The organism is Devosia sp. LC5 (assembly GCF_000735585.1).
Lineage (GTDB): Bacteria > Pseudomonadota > Alphaproteobacteria > Rhizobiales > Devosiaceae > Devosia.
Genome location: NZ_JNNO01000002.1, coordinates 56,055 through 71,557 on the forward strand (window position 1 = coordinate 56,055; position 15,503 = coordinate 71,557).

A 15,503-nucleotide genomic window follows, 5' to 3' on the forward strand; every position below is an offset into this window, starting at 1 on the left:
TCCAAGATTGGGATCTTTTCAATGGCTATGAGCATTCTTTTTGTCGGCGGAACGGGCCAGATTTCTTACCCTTGTGTCGAGCGGGCGGTGGCCCAGGGTCACGAGGTCAGTGTCTATAATCGGGGCAAAAGGGGCGGGGCATTGCCGGCGGGGGTGACCTCGATCATCGGCGAGCTTGGCGGGCCGGATTATGCCGATCTGGCCAAGGCCAGGTATGACGTCGTCTGCCAGTTCATCGCGTTCACGCCCGATCAGGTGGCGCGGGATATCGAGGTGTTTTCGGGCCATTGCGGCCAATATGTCTTCATCTCATCGGCATCGGTCTATGAGAAACCGGCAAGCCATTATGTGATCACCGAGCAGACGCCGGCGATCAATCCCTACTGGCCCTACAGCCAGGCCAAGATTGCCTGCGAGGACTTGCTCAAGGGGACGCAAAACCTGGACTGGACCATTGTCCGTCCCAGCCACACGGTGCGCACCGGCTTGCCCATCATGATGGGCGACGCCGACATCATGGCGCGGCGCATGCTGGATGGCGAGCCCACGATCGTGGCGGGGGATGGTCACACGCCCTGGACGCTGACCCGTTCGGTGGATTTCGCGGTGCCGTTTGTCGGGCTGTTCGGCAAGCCGGCGGCCTTGAACGAGATTTTCCACATCACCAATGACCGCGCCCATATCTGGGACGATATCCAGAAGGCCATTGCCCGATTGCTCGGTGTTGAGGCCAAAATCGTGCATGTGCCGACCGATACGCTGATCCGCTACAATCCGGAATGGGTGGGGCCGCTGGTGGGGGACAAGGCCTGGACGGCGATCTTTGACAATTCCAAGGTCAAGAGCGTGGCCGGGGATTTCACCTGCGCCCAAAGCCTCGACGACATCCTGGCCGAGCCGATCATGCATCTCAAGCAGCGCCTGGCCACTCATCGTCCGCCAAAGGGTGATTTTGACGCTTTGGTCGATCGGATCTGCCAGGCGCAATCGGCGCTTGGCTGAGGCGCAGCCGTGGCGCCGGCCAGGGCGCCGAAATGGCGGCTGTAAGCATCGCGCGGGATTATTGAAGGCCCGCCGCTGCATGCCTGCATCAACGGCAGCGCATTTGACAAAGGGACTTGCCGGAATTAATTTCCGACCAGTCAGTCAATAACCCAGCGCAGTATAATGGCACGCCCCAGGACAATCGATCTCGACCGAGTTCTCGATGCCGGGGAACGGGTGGTCATCCGCGATGGCGCCTCCAATCTTACCCTCGATGCCGTGGCCGCCGAGGCCGGCATCAGCAAAGGCAGCGTACTCTACGATTGCAAGAGCAAGCATGCGCTGATCCAGGCGATCATCGAGCGCAAGATCGTTACCGAAGACAAGAAAATCAACGACGCCGTCGCCAAGCTGAGCGGGCAAAAAAATGCCGAGATTCGCGGGCGCATTGCGGTCGCCGCACAGTGGCTGGGTGAAGATGCCGAGCCGGTTGCCCTGCAACTCTGTTCGGCGCTTGCCCAGGATGAAGATCTGCAATGCCTGGTACGGGCGAGCGTAAACCAGGCTCTGGCTAAAGTGGCCGATACCTCGGAAAACCCGCGTGCCGCCCTGGTCGCCCTGCTGGCGCTGGAGGGGCTGCGGTCCATGCATCTGATGGGTTTCCACAAGTGGTCTGCGGCCGAGTTTACCGGACTGCTGGCCGAAATCGAACGCATCGCAATCACGCAGGGTGATAGCCCCGCACCAGCCTAGTTCTTTTGCTCAATCTCCGTAGTTCCCGCTGTCCCACCGCCATATGGCGCGCCTGGGTAGGCCCCCTTTTGTCCGTTCTGCCAAATTTGGATATTTATCATGAAGGCGATTAGCTCCCTGGCCAAGGCTGCAAGCATGCTCGCGCTGCTGGCGTTTGTTGCAGCCTGCACCGAGTCCAACAGCGCCCCACAGGCCGCGCCCGGTGCTCCACCCCCGATGCCCGTCAGCTTCGTCGAGGCAAAACCCGAGCAATTGGCGATCACCAATCAATTGCCGGGCCGGATCGCCCCAACCCGTATCGCCGAGGTTCGCCCGCGCGTTTCGGGCATTATCGTCGAACGCGTGTTCGAGCAGGGCAGCGTGGTTGAGGAAGGCGATGTGCTCTATCGCATCGATCCGGCGCCGTTCCAGCTCCAGGTCGACAGCGCCCAGGCCAGCCGCGACCGCGCTTTGGCGCAGCAGACGCAGGCCCGCCAGCAGGCCGCCCGCGCCATCGCTTCACGCGAACGCAATATCGGCACCGAGCAGAGTGCCGACACCGCCGAAGCGGCCCTCGCGTCAGCCAATGCGGATGTCGCGCTGGCGGAAGTGGCTCTGGCTCAGGCCAAGCTCAATCTTGAATATGCCGAGGTCAAGGCACCGATTTCGGGCCGTATCGGGGGCGCCCTGGTCACCGAAGGGGCGCTGGTCAATGCCGGCAGCGGGGAGAACCTGGCCATCATCCAGCAGCTCGACCCGGTCTATGCCGATTTCACCCAGCCCTCCAACGAGATGCTGCGCCTGCGCAGGGCGCTCGAAGACGGCACTCTAGCCAGCCTTGCGCCGGGCGAAGCCAGCGTCAAGCTGCTGATGGACGATGACAGCACCTATGCCCATGCCGGGCGCCTGCTGTTCTCGGGCGCGGCGGTCGATGCCAGCACCGGTCAAGTGACCTTGCGCGCCGAAATCCCCAATCCGGATGATAATCTGCTGCCCGGCATGTATGTGCGGGTGTTGCTGGACCAGGGCGTGCAAAGCGGCGCCTTCGCGGTGCCCCAGCAGGCGGTGCAGCGCGATGCCGGCGGGCAGTCCCAGCTCTATATCGTGGGCGCCGACAATGTCGTGGAATTGCGCACGGTCACTGTCGGGCGCTCGATCGGCTCCCGCTCGGTGATCGAGAACGGCCTCAATGCCGGCGACCGGGTGGTTGTCGAGGGCGTGCAGAAGATCCGGCCGGGCTCCCCGGTCACGCCTGAACCATGGACGCCACCGGCAGCGGTGGTAGCGGCTGCGGCTGCTGAAACTCCCGCAAGCTAAGGTCGTTTTTTATGGCACAATTCTTTATCGGCCGGCCCATCTTTGCATGGGTCGTGGCCATCTTCATCATGCTGGCGGGCATTATCGCCCTGCCGCAATTGCCCATCGCCCAATATCCCAATGTGGCCCCGCCACAGGTCACGATCAACGCGGTCTATCCCGGCGCTTCGCCCGAGGACATGTATCAGAGCGTGACCCGGCCGATCGAAGAGGAAATGAATGGCGTTGAAGGCGCCATGTATTTCGAATCGACGTCCGATTCCTCCGGCTCGGTGACCGTGACGGTGACGTTCGAGCCGGGTACGGAGTCGAGCCAGGCCGCCAATGACGTGCAGAACGCGGTTCGCCGGGTGGAAGCACGGCTGCCCCAGATCGTGACGCAGCAGGGCATCCAGGTGCAGGAGGCCGGCAGCGGCTTTCTGATGATGGTGGGCCTGGTCTCTACCGATGGCGCACTCGACGTGGTGGGGCTGGGCGATTATCTCAGCCGCAACGTGCTGGGGGAAATCCGGCGCGTCGAAGGCGTCGGCCGGGCCCAGTTGTTCGCCTCCCAGCGTGCCATGCGCGTCTGGGTCGATCCGGACAAGATGAGCAGTCTGAACCTGAGCACTCAGGACGTGACGGCCGCCATCCAGTCGCAGAATGCCCAGGTTACGGCCGGCCGGATCGGCGCGCAGCCAAACCCGGTTGCCCAGCAGGTGTCTGCCACCGTTCTGGTCAGCGGCCAATTGAGCACGCCCGAGGAATTCGGCTCGATCGTGCTGCGGGCCAATCCCGATGGTTCCTCGGTTCGCCTGCGCGATGTGGCGCGGATCGAAGTGGGGGCGGAAAGCTATAATTTCGCCACCCGGATCGATGGCAAGCCCGCGGCAGCCCTGGCCGTGCAATTGTCGCCTTCGGGTAATGCGCTGGCAACCTCCGAAGGCGTTCGCCATCGCATGGAGGAACTGGCGGAGTTCTTCCCGCCCGGGGTCGAATATGTGATCCCCTATGACACATCGCCATTTGTCGAGGTCTCGATCGAAAAGGTGCTCCACACCTTGATCGAGGCCATCGGCCTTGTTTTCATCGTGATGTTCGTCTTCCTGCAGAATTTCCGCTACACGCTGATCCCCACCCTGGTGGTGCCGGTCGCGCTGCTCGGTACGGTCGGCGTGATGCTGATCACCGGATTTTCCATCAACGTTCTGACCATGTTTGCCATGGTGCTGGCGATCGGCATTCTGGTCGATGACGCCATTGTGGTGGTGGAGAATGTCGAACGCATCATGGCCGAAGAAGGCCTGTCGCCCAAGGATGCGACGCGCAAGGCGATGAAGCAGATTACCGGCGCAATCATCGGCATTACGCTGGTATTGGCGGCGGTGTTCGTGCCCATGGCTTTCTTCCCCGGCGCGGTCGGGGTGATCTACCAGCAGTTCAGCATCACCATGGTGGTGTCGATCCTGATCTCGGGCTTCCTGGCCCTGTCGCTGACGCCGGCTTTGTGCGCCACTTTCCTCAAGCCCATCAAACCGGGACATCACGAGAAGAAGGGGCCGTTCGGCTGGTTCAATCGCGGACTGAAAAGCACGACCAATGGCTATTCGAGAGGCGTTGGCTGGCTGGTGAACCGGGCGGGCCGCTTCATGGTGGTTTATCTGGCTTTGCTGGTCGGGCTGGGCTGGGGCTATCTGCAGCTTCCCTCCGATTTCCTGCCCAATGAAGATCAGGGCTTTGTCATCGTCGATATGCAGGCGCCCACGGATGCCAGCAGCAATCGCGCTCGCGAAATCTCCAACCAGGTGGAAGATATTTTCCGCCAGGAAACGGCCGTCGAGAGCATGATCGTCGTCAACGGCTTCAGCTTTTCGGGGGCCGGCGACAATGCGGGCCTGGCCTTCATCACCTTCAAGGATTGGAGCGAACGCGACGCCAGCAATTCCGCCCAGGCGATTGCGGGCCGGGCCAATGGCGCCCTGTTCGGGCTCAAGGATGCCATTTCCTTTGCGCTCTCGCCTCCGGCCATCCAGGGCCTGGGCACGTCCAACGGCTTCGCCTTCCGCCTGCAGGATCGTGGCGGGCTGGGGCAGGCGGCGCTGCTCGCGGGCAGTGACCAATTGATGGCGGCGGCTTCGCAAAGCCCGGTATTGGTGGGACTGCGTGTCGAAGGCATGCCGGCGGCGGCCCAGGTTAGTCTCGTGATCGACCGTGAAAAGGCGAATACGCTGGGCGTGAGCTTTGCGGCGATCAATGCCACGATCTCGTCCAATCTGGGCTCGTCCTATGCCAATGACTTCCCCAATGCGGGCCGGATGCAGCGGGTGACCGTGCAGGCCGATCAGGACCAGCGCATGCAGGTGGAGGATTTGCTCAAGCTCAATGTCGCCAATAGTTCGGGCAGCATGGTGCCGCTGTCGTCCTTTGCGACGGCGGAATGGCAGCGCGGTTCGTCGCAGGTGGTGGGCTATAACGGCTATCCGTCGGTCCGCATCGGCGGGGCGGCAGCGCCGGGCTATTCATCGGGCGACGCCATTGCCGAGATGGAACGGCTGGTGGGCGAATTGCCGAACGGGTTCGGCTATGAATGGACCGGCCAATCGCTGGAGGAAATCCAGTCCGGCTCGCAAGCGCCCATCCTGGTCGGCTTGATCATCATCTTCGTGTTCCTGCTCTTGGCAGCGCTCTACGAAAGCTGGTCGATTCCGCTTTCGGTAATGCTCGTCGTGCCGCTGGGGGTGTTGGGGTCGGTCATTGCCGTGTCGCTGCGCGACATGCCCAATGACGTCTACTTCAAGGTCGGGCTGATCACGATCATCGGGCTATCGGCGAAAAACGCCATCCTGATCATCGAGTTCGCCAAGGATCTGCGAGCCCAGGGCATGCCATTGCTGCAGGCGACCATCGAAGCCTCCAAGCTGCGGTTCCGGCCGATCCTGATGACCTCGCTGGCCTTTACCCTGGGCGTGGTGCCGCTGGCCATTGCCACCGGCGCCAGCGCCGCCAGCCAGAACGCCATCGGCACTGCGGTGATGGGCGGGATGATCTCGGCAACCGTGCTCAGCGTGTTGTTCGTCCCGATCTTCTTCGTCTTCGTGATGCGGATTTTCGGCGATCGCAAAAAGCAGGAAAAGCCCAAGACGGACGATTCCACTGCGGTCGCCGCACCGGCGGAGTGATCCTCGGCCAGCAAGGGCAGGGGCGGTGCAAACCGTCCCTGCCTTCACCCTATTCCGGAATAGGAAAGGCGAGTACTTTGACTGTTGAACAATTGTGCCTGTCGATCCTCTATGAGGGTGAAGCGACCGGCTATGACATTCGCCGGCATTTCAGCGAAGGCGAGGCGGCTTTGTTTGCCGATGCCAGTATCGGGGCGATCTATCCGGCTCTGGCCAAGCTCGAAGCCAAGGGGCTGGTGGGCTTTGTGATCGAGGAGCAGGCCGGCAAGCCCAGCCGCAAGGTCTATCGCATTACCGAAGCGGGGCGGCAGGCGTTCATGGCCGGGTTGCGGGCGCCGCTGGCCAAGGACAAGTTCCAGAGCTCGTTCCTGCATTTCCTGCGCTTTGCCCATCTGGCGCCGCGCGAGGTGGTGGTGGCCAATGTCGCGGCGCGCCAGCAGCACCTCGATGACGAAGTGGGGCGGCTCGAGGCCATGCTGTCGCAAAGCTCCAGCAGTCCGCAGGGCCGCTGGATGCTCGAATATGCACTGGCGATGACGCAGGCGATGCGCGAGGGGCTGGACACGGCCATTCGCAAGATCTGTGCCGACCCAAGCTGCGGCAAAGACCGCTCTACGGAGTCAAGGTCGTCCTCCACGCGGGGATGAGCGGCCTGCGGGCCTAGCCCAACTATCGCCGACGCATTTCTCTCTTTTCCAGTCGAAACGCTGTTTGCCCGCTCGTCGGGATGGCAGGTGTTGGGAGAGGAGCGGGAAAATGAACGAGCGATATGGTTGGGTTGTGGTGGCAGCGGGCGCTGTTATCACCTGTGTAGCAATGGGGGCGATGTTCGCCCTGCCGGTCTATCTGCAGCCGATTGCCGAGGAGACCGGCTGGACACGGGCCGGCATTTCGGGCGCCATGACGGTGGGGTTCATCGTCATGGGCGTCGCGGGGTTCGGCTGGGGGGCGCTCAGCGACCGGATCGGGGCGAGGCCGGTCGTATTGATGGCCGCGCTATTGCTGGGGGCCGGGCTGGTGCTGGCCAGCCGCGCCACCGATTTGCTGGTGTTCCAATTCGCCTATGGCGGATTGGTCGGGGCCTCCGGGGGCGCCTTCTTCGCGCCGATCATGGCGGCGGCGGTCGGCTGGTTCGACAAGCATCGGAGTCTCGCCGTCTCGCTGGTCTCGGGGGGCGGCGGGGTGGCGCCGATGGTCATCACGCCTTTTGCCAGCGTGTTGATCGCCAATTATGGCTGGCGCAGCGCCATGCTCGCGATTGCCATTGGCGCAGTGACCATCGTGGTGCCGGCAAGCCTGCTCATTCGCCGGGCGCCGGCTTTGGCCGAGGCTCCGGTTCCGGCCGGTGAGAGCGCACCCGCCAGGTCCCTGCCTTTACCGGCCACCAGCGCATTGCGGACCCCGCAATTTTTCGTGCTGGCCGGGACCTTCTTTTTGTGCTGCGCCGCCCATTCCGGCCCGATCTTCCACACCGTGAGCTACGCCATGATCTGCGGGGCGTCGTCGCTGGCGGCGGCGAGCATTTATAGCGTCGAGGGTGTTGCGGGCCTTTTCGGAAGACTGATCTTTGGCGTGCTGGCCGATCGGCTGGGGGTGCGCCGGGTGCTGGTGGCCGGGCTCGTGCTGCAGGCGGTGGGCATCTACACCTATATCTATGTCACGCAGCTGACCGATTTCTATATGCTGGCCGTGGTGCTGGGCATGGCCTATGGCGGGGTAATGCCGCTTTACGCGGTGCTGGCGCGCGATTATTTCGGCCCCCATGTGATGGGCACGGTGCTGGGCGCCGCCACCATGACCTCAAGCATCGGCATGGCGTTCGGGCCGGTGGGCGGCGGCTGGCTTTACGATAATTTCGGCAGCTATCACTGGCTCTATGTCGCCTCGGCCGCCGTGGGTGTTGCCGCCGCCGCCATGGCGCTGGCCTTTCCGCCGCCCAAGCGGGACGAGGGGGACCGGCAAGGCGAGCCGCAGCCCGCTTGAGTGCAGCCGTTCAGACCGGCTCGGTTTCCTTTTCACGGGTCACCCATTGGTGGCCCTGCCATTCGCGCACAATGATGGCGATGCGTTCGGGCGTGATGGTGATGATGTTGTAGGCGTTCGGTTCGCCGCGCAGGCGGGTCGAGATGGTCGAGGAAGCCTGGGCGACCAGGATGGGCGCCACGGCCGATTTCCTGAGGCCGGTGGGCGCGCCTTGTTTGGTCGTGCCCTGGGCATGGTGCTTGCGCACATAGGACAGGTGAAAATGCCCTGACAGCACGAGACGGACGCCGAGCCGGGCAAAGGTTTCGAGCGCTTCGTCGGCCCGCTTCACCCGCTTGGTCTTTTGCAGCATGGGCTCGGTGGGGAACAGCAGGGGATGGTGGGCCACGATGACCCGGATGGCGTCCGGCGAGGCCTGGGCGAAACGGGTTTCGAGGTCTTCGAGCTGGCCTCGGGAAATGCTGCCATGGCCCCAATTCCATTCCAGCCGCGCGCGGCGCGAGGTGCGCATGCCCAATAGGGCCACCCCGCCCATTTCGAGAAAGGGTTCGAGGTCGCGGGCGATATAGCGGCGGTAGAAGCCATAGGGATTGAGGAAACGGCGCAGGATATTGACCGCCGGCACGTCGTGATTGCCCGGCACCGCAAAGATCGGCGCCTTGAGCGTATCGAGAAAGGCGCGGGCGGCGATGAATTCGTCCTTGCTGCCGATCTGGGTGAAATCGCCGCTGATGACGATGAGATCGGGTTGGAGGCCGGTAATGTCGGCGGCAAGGCCGGCGGCTGCTTCCGTGTCGTGATGGCCGAAATGCAGGTCGGACAGGTGGACGAGTTTCATGCGCGCACGGCCTCATCCGGCGGGGCTTCAGTGTCGGGCAGGGCCGCCGGCGCCAGCACGGTCAGCGCCTTGGGGTGAATGGTGAAATGCAGCGGCGTGGTCAGGGTCTCCACCTCTCCGTCGAACATGACCTTGAGCAAGCCTTTATGGCTGGTAATGGTCACGGCGCCAACGCTTTGCACCTCCAGCGCCTCATCCTGGTGCCAGCGGCCAAGCAGCATGCCGCCGGCCAGCCGGAAGAAATCGACAAAGGTCAGGCGCTTGAGCAGGTAAAGGGTGAGGGTGCCGCCATCGAGCCGCTCGCGGGCGAGAATGCGTCCGAAGCCTTCATCATAGGAATTGCTGGCCACGGCTACGGCCTGGACGCGCTCCACCCTGGGCTTGCCCTTGTCGTCGGCATCGATGGCAATGGCAATGCGGCGGGTGCGCGCCAGCCGGCGGAAGACATAGCGCATAAAGCCGAGTTTGGCGGAAACGCCGGGCATGGTGCGGATATGTTCGCGGCCAGCGGCGAGACCCGGAATCGTGCCAATAACCACCTTGTGCAGGAAGAAGCGGCCATTGACTTCGCCCACGTCGATCTGCTGCTCGACGCCATCGGCCAGAGCGGCCACGGCGGCCGCCGTATCGAGGGGAATGCGCAGATCCTTGGCGAGCGCATTGACCGTGCCCAGGGGCAGGATGGCCAGCGATTTGCCACTGCCCAGAATGGATCCGCACAGCGCGGTAATGGTGCCGTCCCCGCCCGCCGCTACGATCGTATCGGCATTGCCGGCCAAAGCCTGCTCGATGCGTTCGGGCATCGGGCGATCGACCTCGGCATCGATCGTGGCGGTCAGCCCGTTGCTGGCGAACATCCCGGCGAGCGCGGCCTCGGTGATGCCGGTGGCCAGGGCCGTGCCGGCATTGGCATTGAAGATAACGTGATAGGTTCGCTTGGGCATGTGGCTCACAAAACAGGGTTATAGTCGCGAACCTAACGGGCGCGCATGCCTGTTGGTTCAGCCCTTGCGCTAAAGTTGCGGAACATGGAACGCTGTCCGGCATTGGCTTGCCGGCTCTCTCGGAGGCGATTTCACGCCATGCTGCAAAACTTTATCCGCTCCCGTCCCTATCGGGCCCTGCGCGATTTCGTCAAAGCCGAAGCGTTGTTGCTGAGCGGCATTGCCCTGGTCAGCGGGCTGATCCTGGGATTTTTGCGGCTGGCCGACGAAATGCTGGAAGGGGAAACGGAGGCGTTTGACCACGCCATATTGATGCTGTTCCGCGACCCGGCCGATATCGACCAGGTCATCGGGCCGCCCTGGGTGCAGGAAATGGTGCGGGATGTGACAGCGCTGGGAAGTTTTGCGTTTCTGGGGCTGCTGGTAGCCGGTGTCGTGATCTATCTGGTCATGGCGCGGATGCGGGGCATGGCGCTGCTGGTGCTGGTTTCGGTATTGGGCGGGACCTTGCTCAGCACATTGCTAAAGATGGGCTATGACCGGCCGCGGCCAGACCTCGCCACCTCCTCGCACCAGTTCACGGCCAGTTTTCCCAGCGGCCATGCCATGCTGTCGGCGGTGACGTTTCTCACCCTGGGGGCGATCCTGGCGCAGGTGGCGCCGACGCGGGCCCTGCGCATCTTCGCGATTGGCGCGGCGATCTTCCTGACGCTGATCGTGGGTATCAGCCGGCTCTATATGGGGGTGCATTTCCCCAGTGACGTGCTGGCGGGCTGGTGCCTTGGCGCCGCCTGGGCGCTGGGCTGTAGTTTGATTGCCTTCTGGCTGCAGCGGCGGGGTGCAGTCGAGCCGCCGCCGGAAAATAGCTAGGAATAGCGTTCGGGGCCGAGATCGGTCATGTCGATTTCGGGTTTTTTGCCCGAGATGAGATCGGCAATGGCGCGGCCCGAGCCGCAGGCCATGGTCCAGCCAAGCGTGCCGTGACCGGCATTGACGAAGAGATTGGCCTGTTTGGCGCGCCCCAATACCGGAGTGCCATCTGGCGTCATCGGCCGCATGCCGGTCCAGAAACTGGCCGAAGCCGTGTCGCCCGCGCCCGGGAACAGGTCATTGACGCAATGGGCCAGCGTGTCGCGGCGCCTCGGATCGAGCCGGTTATTGTAGCCGGACAGTTCAGCCATGCCGCCGACGCGGATGCGATCGCCCAGGCGGGTTATGGCGATCTTGTAGCTTTCATCGAGCACGGTGGAGACCGGGGCCTTGTCCGCCTCGCTGATCGGGGCGGTGATGGAATAGCCCCTGACCGGATAGATGGGCAGCTTGAGGCCGATTGTTTTGGCGAGGAGCGGGGTAAAACTGCCCATGGCCAGCACGTAGTGATCGGCGGTCAGCGTGCCGGCGCTGGTCTTGACCGCGGTGATGCGGTCGCCCTGCTGTTCGATGGCTTCGATCGTCGTGTTGAAACGGAACTCTACGCCCAAAGCCTTGGCCATGTCGGCCAGCTTATTGGTGAAGATAAAGCAGTCGCCGGTTTCGTCATGCGGCAGGCGCAATCCGCCGGCTATCGGAGCGGGGGAATTGGCGAGGCCCGGTTCGGCGGCGATGCAGCCGGCGCGGTCGAGTACCTGGTAGGGCACGCCATATTGCTCGAGTACCTCGATATCCTTGTGGGCGGCATCGACCTGTTTCTGCTCGCGGAACAGCTGCAGTGTACCCTGCATGCGCTCGTCATAGGTGATGGCGGTTTCGGCGCGCAGTGTGACCATCAGGTCGCGGCTATATTCGGCGACGCGCACCATGCGCGCCTTGTTGATAGCGTAGGCTTTGCTGGTGCAATTGGCGAGGACGCGCAGCATCCATTCGATCATGGCGGGATCGAGCGAAGCGCGCAGGATCAGGGGGGGATGGGTCATCATCAGCCATTTAATGGCCTTTTGCGGAATGCCCGGCCCGGCCCAGGGCGAGGCATAGCCGGGCGAGATTTCCCCGGCATTGGCGAAGCTGGTTTCGAGCGCTGGCCCCGGTTGGCGATCGATGACGGTGACCTCGTGACCGTCACGGGCCAGATAATAGGCGGTGGTGGTGCCGATGACGCCGGAGCCGAGGACGAGGATTTTCATATTCGGGATTTCTTCGAGGTTCGATTGCTCACGACACTAGCGGGCAGGCTGGGGAAGTCGATGAAAATTCTTGCCGGCGTCGTGGGCGGGGTATTGCTTAGTCTAAGGTCGGGTTTGCTGCGGGGGTGGAGCTGTTCCATACCCGTGCGCCAGTTCAGACAGACGCTCCGGGGAGGAACCAATCGCGATGTCCAACGATACCAATAGCTTGCGCGAGGCCGCACTGCATTTTCACGAGTTTCCGCGCCCCGGAAAACTCGAAATCGTGGCGACCAAGCCCCTGGCCAATACGCGCGATTTGTCGCTGGCCTATTCGCCGGGCGTCGCTATCCCCTGCGAGGAAATCGCGGCCGATCCGCAGGCGGCCTACAAGTATACCGCCAAGGGGAATCTCGTTGCGGTGATCTCCAATGGCACGGCAGTGCTGGGGCTGGGCAATATCGGGGCGCTGGCGAGCAAGCCGGTGATGGAAGGCAAGGCGGTACTGTTCAAGAAGTTCGCCGGCATCGATTCCATCGATATCGAAGTCAACGAGCAGGACCCCAAGCGTTTCATCGAAATCGTGGCGCCGCTGGAGCCCAGCTTCGGCGGGGTTAACCTTGAAGACATCAAGGCCCCCGAATGTTTCGAAATCGAGGAAGCCCTGCGCGAGCGGATGAATATCCCGGTGTTTCATGACGACCAGCATGGCACGGCGATCATCGTTGCCGCGGCGGTCATCAATGCGATGAAGCTGGTTGGCAAGGACATTGCCAAGGTCAAGATCTGCACTTCGGGCGCGGGTGCGGCGGCGATTGCCTGCATGAACATGCTGGTGGCCGTGGGCGCGACGAAGGCTAACATATGGATAGCCGATTCCAAGGGATTGGTGACCAAGAAACGGGACAATAGTGTTGACCGTTGGCGGGGTGCTTTCGCCCAAGACAGCGACAAGACCGAGTTGAGCGAAGTCATGGAAGGGGCCGATATTTATGTCGGGCTGTCCAAGGCCGGGGCGCTCAAGCCCGGGATGATGAAGGATATGGCGCCAAATCCGCTGATCCTGGCGCTATCCAATCCCATTCCCGAAATCATGCCCGAACTGGCGCGGGAAGCCCGGCCCGATGCGATGATCTGCACCGGTCGAAGCGACTATCCCAATCAGGTCAATAATGTGCTGTGCTTCCCCTTCCTGTTCCGGGGGGCGCTGGATTGCGGAGCGACCGTGATCAATGAGGAGATGAAGGCGGCGGCGGCGCATGCCATTGCCAGATTAGCGCATGAGCCGGGGCTGGAAGCGTCAGCCCATGGCGTGCCGGCGATTTTTGGGCCGGAATATCTCATTCCCAATCCGTTCGATCAGCGGCTGATCCTGCGCATCGCGCCGGCGGTGGCGAAGGCGGCGATGGAGTCTGGGGTGGCGCAGCGGCCGATCGAGGATTTTGCGGCCTATCGCGATAGCCTCAACCGTTTCGTGTTCCGCTCCGGCATGGTGATGAAGCCCATGCTCGAGCGGGCGCAGGGCGAGGGCAAGCGGATTGCCTTTGCCGATGGTGAGGATGAGCGCGTGCTGCGGGCGACCCAGGTGATGCTGGAAGACGGCATTGGCCGCTCCATCCTGATCGGGCGACCCTCGGTGATCGAGCAGCGCATCGAGCGCTTCGGGCTGACGCTGAAGGCAGGGCGCGATTTCGATGTGATCAACCCTGAGGACGATCCGCGCTATCGCGATTATGTGGCACTGTTCCACGACATTACCGGGCGCAAAGGCGTGACGCCGGACACGGCAAAAACCATCGTGCGCACCAATACGACGGTGATCGGGGCGCTGGCGGTGCGGCGGGGCGAGGCGGATGCCCTGATCTGCGGGTTGCAGGGCCGGTTCATCAAGCATGCGCGCGATATTCAATCAGTGATCGGGCTGGCGCCATACAGCTCGCAGCTCTCGGCGCTGTCCATGCTGATCATGAATCGGGGCGTGTTCTTTCTCGCCGATACCTATGTGAATATCGACCCCAGCGCCGAGGAGATCGTGGCGATCACGCTGCAGGCGCGCGACCATCTCAAGCGCTTCAATATCGACGCGCGGGCGGCCTTGCTCAGCTATTCCAATTTCGGTTCGCGCGATGGGGCGACCTCGGAAAAGATGCGCGAGGTGTTCGAGCGGCTGCAAGAGGTGGCGCCGGACCTGGTGGTCGATGGCGAAATGCAGGGGGATCTGGCGATCAATGCCGAATTGCGCGACCGCTACGTGCCCAATTCGGTGCTGAAGGGGGAAGCGAACCTGTTGATCTTCCCTAATCTTGAATCGGCAAACCTCTCCATGACGCTGCTCAAGGAGCTCAACAATGCGCTGCCGGTGGGGCCGATCCTGATGGGCACCAAGCAGCCGGCGCATATTCTGGCGCCGTCGGTGACCAGCCGTGGCGTGGTCAATATGGCCGCGATTGCTGCGACCGAGGCGCTGGGGGTGAACGCTTGAGGCCTGATTAGACCTCACCCTGAGCTTGTCGAAGGGCGAGGCCGTGGCAGCATCCAGCCACGACCTCGTGGTTCGACAGGCTCACCATGAGGTCTACTAAAGAGCGGGTTTACGGCTTGGACTGGCCCACGGCCCAGGTGACGCCATAGGGGTCCTTGAGCTGGCCGTAGGTGTCGCCCCAGAATTGCTCTTGCAGCGGCATGGCGATTGTGGCGCCGGCGGCGATTGCGCGGTCGAACCATTGCTGGGCGTCGTCGACCTGCAGATGCAGATTGAAGCCCTGGGGCGCGACGATGGGGAAACCGTGTTCGGGGAAGAAATCGGACAGGAATAGCGGCGCGCCGTTGATTTCGATATGGGCATGCATGATGCGGGCATCGTCGCTGCTGGCCGGATTGCGGCTATGCTCGATGGCGCCGAAAGCCTTCTTGTAGAATTCGATGGCATCGGCGACGCCATCGACATTGATATAGGGGGTCAGGCCGCTGGTGGCTGGTGTGTCGGTCATGCTGGAGCTCCTCGCAAAGATCAGTTGATGCAAGCACGACGAGCGGGCGATGGCCAATCAGACGGCCTGGTTGGAAATATCGATCAGCCGCCGATATGGCTGGGTTTGAAGATGGCGAGCGGGCGGATTTCATAGGCGCCCATGCCGGGATTGGCCTCAGCCAGGTCCTTGGCGAAATCGATAGCCTCGTCGAGCGTGTCGCAATCGGCAACGAAGAAGCCGAGAAACTGTTCCTTGGTTTCGGCAAAAGGACCGTCGATGACGAGCGGCTCGCCCGAGGTCTTGCGCAGGGTGATTGCGGCGCTGGTGGGCTTGAGCCGGGCAACAGGCCCCAGCTTGCCCCTGGCTTTCATGGCGTCCTCGACCTGGGCCAGGCGGACCATGCAGGCATCGTCCTCCTCCTTGCTCCAGGTGGCGATGGCGTTTTCATCATTGTAACACAGCACGGCATAGAGCAT

General features: G+C 62.7%; 13 protein-coding genes. 8 read left to right on the plus strand and 5 right to left on the minus strand.

The window, feature by feature from the left end:
• Positions 1-21 precede the first annotated feature (21 nt).
• The 6 genes from FF80_RS01920 to FF80_RS01945 all read left to right on the plus strand — a co-directional run bounded on the left by FF80_RS01920 (position 22) and on the right by FF80_RS01945 (position 8,174).
• On the plus strand, positions 22-1,002 hold the full coding sequence (locus FF80_RS01920) for an SDR family oxidoreductase (RefSeq protein WP_035097144.1): 981 nt from the start codon (positions 22-24) through the stop codon (positions 1,000-1,002).
• Between the two features lie 165 nt (positions 1,003-1,167).
• Positions 1,168-1,737 carry a TetR/AcrR family transcriptional regulator gene (locus FF80_RS01925; protein WP_035097147.1) on the plus strand — a complete coding sequence of 190 codons (570 nt, stop codon included), beginning with the start codon at positions 1,168-1,170 and terminating at the stop codon, positions 1,735-1,737.
• Positions 1,738-1,872: 135 nt separating this feature from the next.
• Entirely contained in the window at positions 1,873-3,033 is a 1,161-nt protein-coding gene (locus FF80_RS01930; protein WP_052153091.1) for an efflux RND transporter periplasmic adaptor subunit, read from the plus strand.
• An 11-nt stretch (positions 3,034-3,044) separates the two neighbouring features.
• A complete protein-coding gene (locus tag FF80_RS01935) occupies positions 3,045-6,191 on the plus strand; it encodes an efflux RND transporter permease subunit (protein WP_035097149.1) in 3,147 nt (1,048 codons plus the stop codon).
• Between the two features lie 77 nt (positions 6,192-6,268).
• A complete protein-coding gene (locus FF80_RS01940; protein WP_160172777.1) occupies positions 6,269-6,838 on the plus strand; it encodes a PadR family transcriptional regulator in 570 nt (189 codons plus the stop codon).
• 109 nt (positions 6,839-6,947) lie between these two features.
• Positions 6,948-8,174 carry an MFS transporter gene (locus FF80_RS01945; protein WP_035097151.1) on the plus strand — a complete coding sequence of 409 codons (1,227 nt, stop codon included), beginning with the start codon at positions 6,948-6,950 and terminating at the stop codon, positions 8,172-8,174.
• Positions 8,175-8,184: 10 nt separating this feature from the next.
• Here FF80_RS01945 and FF80_RS01950 read toward each other — a convergent pair whose 3' ends face one another.
• Positions 8,185-9,012 carry a metallophosphoesterase gene (locus tag FF80_RS01950; protein WP_035097153.1) on the minus strand — a complete coding sequence of 276 codons (828 nt, stop codon included), beginning with the start codon at positions 9,010-9,012 and terminating at the stop codon, positions 8,185-8,187.
• Positions 9,009-9,956, minus strand: coding sequence for a diacylglycerol kinase family protein (locus FF80_RS01955; protein WP_052153071.1), 948 nt, complete (start codon positions 9,954-9,956; stop codon positions 9,009-9,011). The genes FF80_RS01950 and FF80_RS01955 overlap by 4 nt, the downstream gene beginning before the upstream one ends.
• Before the next feature lie 138 nt (positions 9,957-10,094).
• On the opposite strand from FF80_RS01955, the gene FF80_RS01960 reads away from it, so the two are divergent.
• Positions 10,095-10,826, plus strand: a complete 732-nt coding sequence (locus FF80_RS01960) for a phosphatase PAP2 family protein (RefSeq protein ID WP_035097154.1) — start codon at positions 10,095-10,097, stop codon at positions 10,824-10,826.
• Here FF80_RS01960 and FF80_RS01965 read toward each other — a convergent pair.
• The gene (locus FF80_RS01965; protein ID WP_035097155.1) at positions 10,823-12,076 is read right to left on the minus strand and encodes a D-amino acid dehydrogenase; all 1,254 of its coding nucleotides are present in this window, start codon (positions 12,074-12,076) and stop codon (positions 10,823-10,825) included. The two genes, FF80_RS01960 and FF80_RS01965, sit on opposite strands and share 4 nt — an antisense overlap.
• 187 nt (positions 12,077-12,263) lie before the next feature.
• Between FF80_RS01965 and FF80_RS01970 the strand changes: the two genes are divergently transcribed.
• Positions 12,264-14,537 carry an NADP-dependent malic enzyme gene (locus FF80_RS01970; RefSeq protein WP_035097156.1) on the plus strand — a complete coding sequence of 758 codons (2,274 nt, stop codon included), beginning with the start codon at positions 12,264-12,266 and terminating at the stop codon, positions 14,535-14,537.
• Positions 14,538-14,646: 109 nt separating this feature from the next.
• Here the strand turns inward: FF80_RS01970 and FF80_RS01975 are convergent, their stop codons facing one another.
• Both FF80_RS01975 and FF80_RS01980 read right to left on the minus strand, forming a co-directional pair.
• Positions 14,647-15,045 (minus strand): glyoxalase/bleomycin resistance/extradiol dioxygenase family protein, encoded by a 399-nt coding sequence (locus FF80_RS01975; protein ID WP_035097159.1) that lies wholly within the window; start codon positions 15,043-15,045, stop codon positions 14,647-14,649.
• Between the two features lie 83 nt (positions 15,046-15,128).
• On the minus strand, positions 15,129-15,503 hold the full coding sequence (locus FF80_RS01980) for a YciI family protein (protein ID WP_035097160.1): 375 nt from the start codon (positions 15,501-15,503) through the stop codon (positions 15,129-15,131).

Coding starts and splice junctions, on each gene's coding strand:
- FF80_RS01920 (WP_035097144.1), top strand. CDS start 22: ATGGCTATGAGCATTCTTTTTGTCGGCGGAACGGGCCAGATTTCTTAC.
- FF80_RS01925 (WP_035097147.1), top strand. CDS start 1,168: ATGGCACGCCCCAGGACAATCGATCTCGACCGAGTTCTCGATGCCGGG.
- FF80_RS01930 (WP_052153091.1), top strand. CDS start 1,873: ATGCTCGCGCTGCTGGCGTTTGTTGCAGCCTGCACCGAGTCCAACAGC.
- FF80_RS01935 (WP_035097149.1), top strand. CDS start 3,045: ATGGCACAATTCTTTATCGGCCGGCCCATCTTTGCATGGGTCGTGGCC.
- FF80_RS01945 (WP_035097151.1), top strand. CDS start 6,948: ATGAACGAGCGATATGGTTGGGTTGTGGTGGCAGCGGGCGCTGTTATC.
- FF80_RS01950 (WP_035097153.1), bottom strand. CDS start 9,012: ATGAAACTCGTCCACCTGTCCGACCTGCATTTCGGCCATCACGACACG.
- FF80_RS01955 (WP_052153071.1), bottom strand. CDS start 9,956: ATGCCCAAGCGAACCTATCACGTTATCTTCAATGCCAATGCCGGCACG.
- FF80_RS01960 (WP_035097154.1), top strand. CDS start 10,095: ATGCTGCAAAACTTTATCCGCTCCCGTCCCTATCGGGCCCTGCGCGAT.
- FF80_RS01965 (WP_035097155.1), bottom strand. CDS start 12,076: ATGAAAATCCTCGTCCTCGGCTCCGGCGTCATCGGCACCACCACCGCC.
- FF80_RS01970 (WP_035097156.1), top strand. CDS start 12,264: ATGTCCAACGATACCAATAGCTTGCGCGAGGCCGCACTGCATTTTCAC.
- FF80_RS01975 (WP_035097159.1), bottom strand. CDS start 15,045: ATGACCGACACACCAGCCACCAGCGGCCTGACCCCCTATATCAATGTC.
- FF80_RS01980 (WP_035097160.1), bottom strand. CDS start 15,503: ATGCTCTATGCCGTGCTGTGTTACAATGATGAAAACGCCATCGCCACC.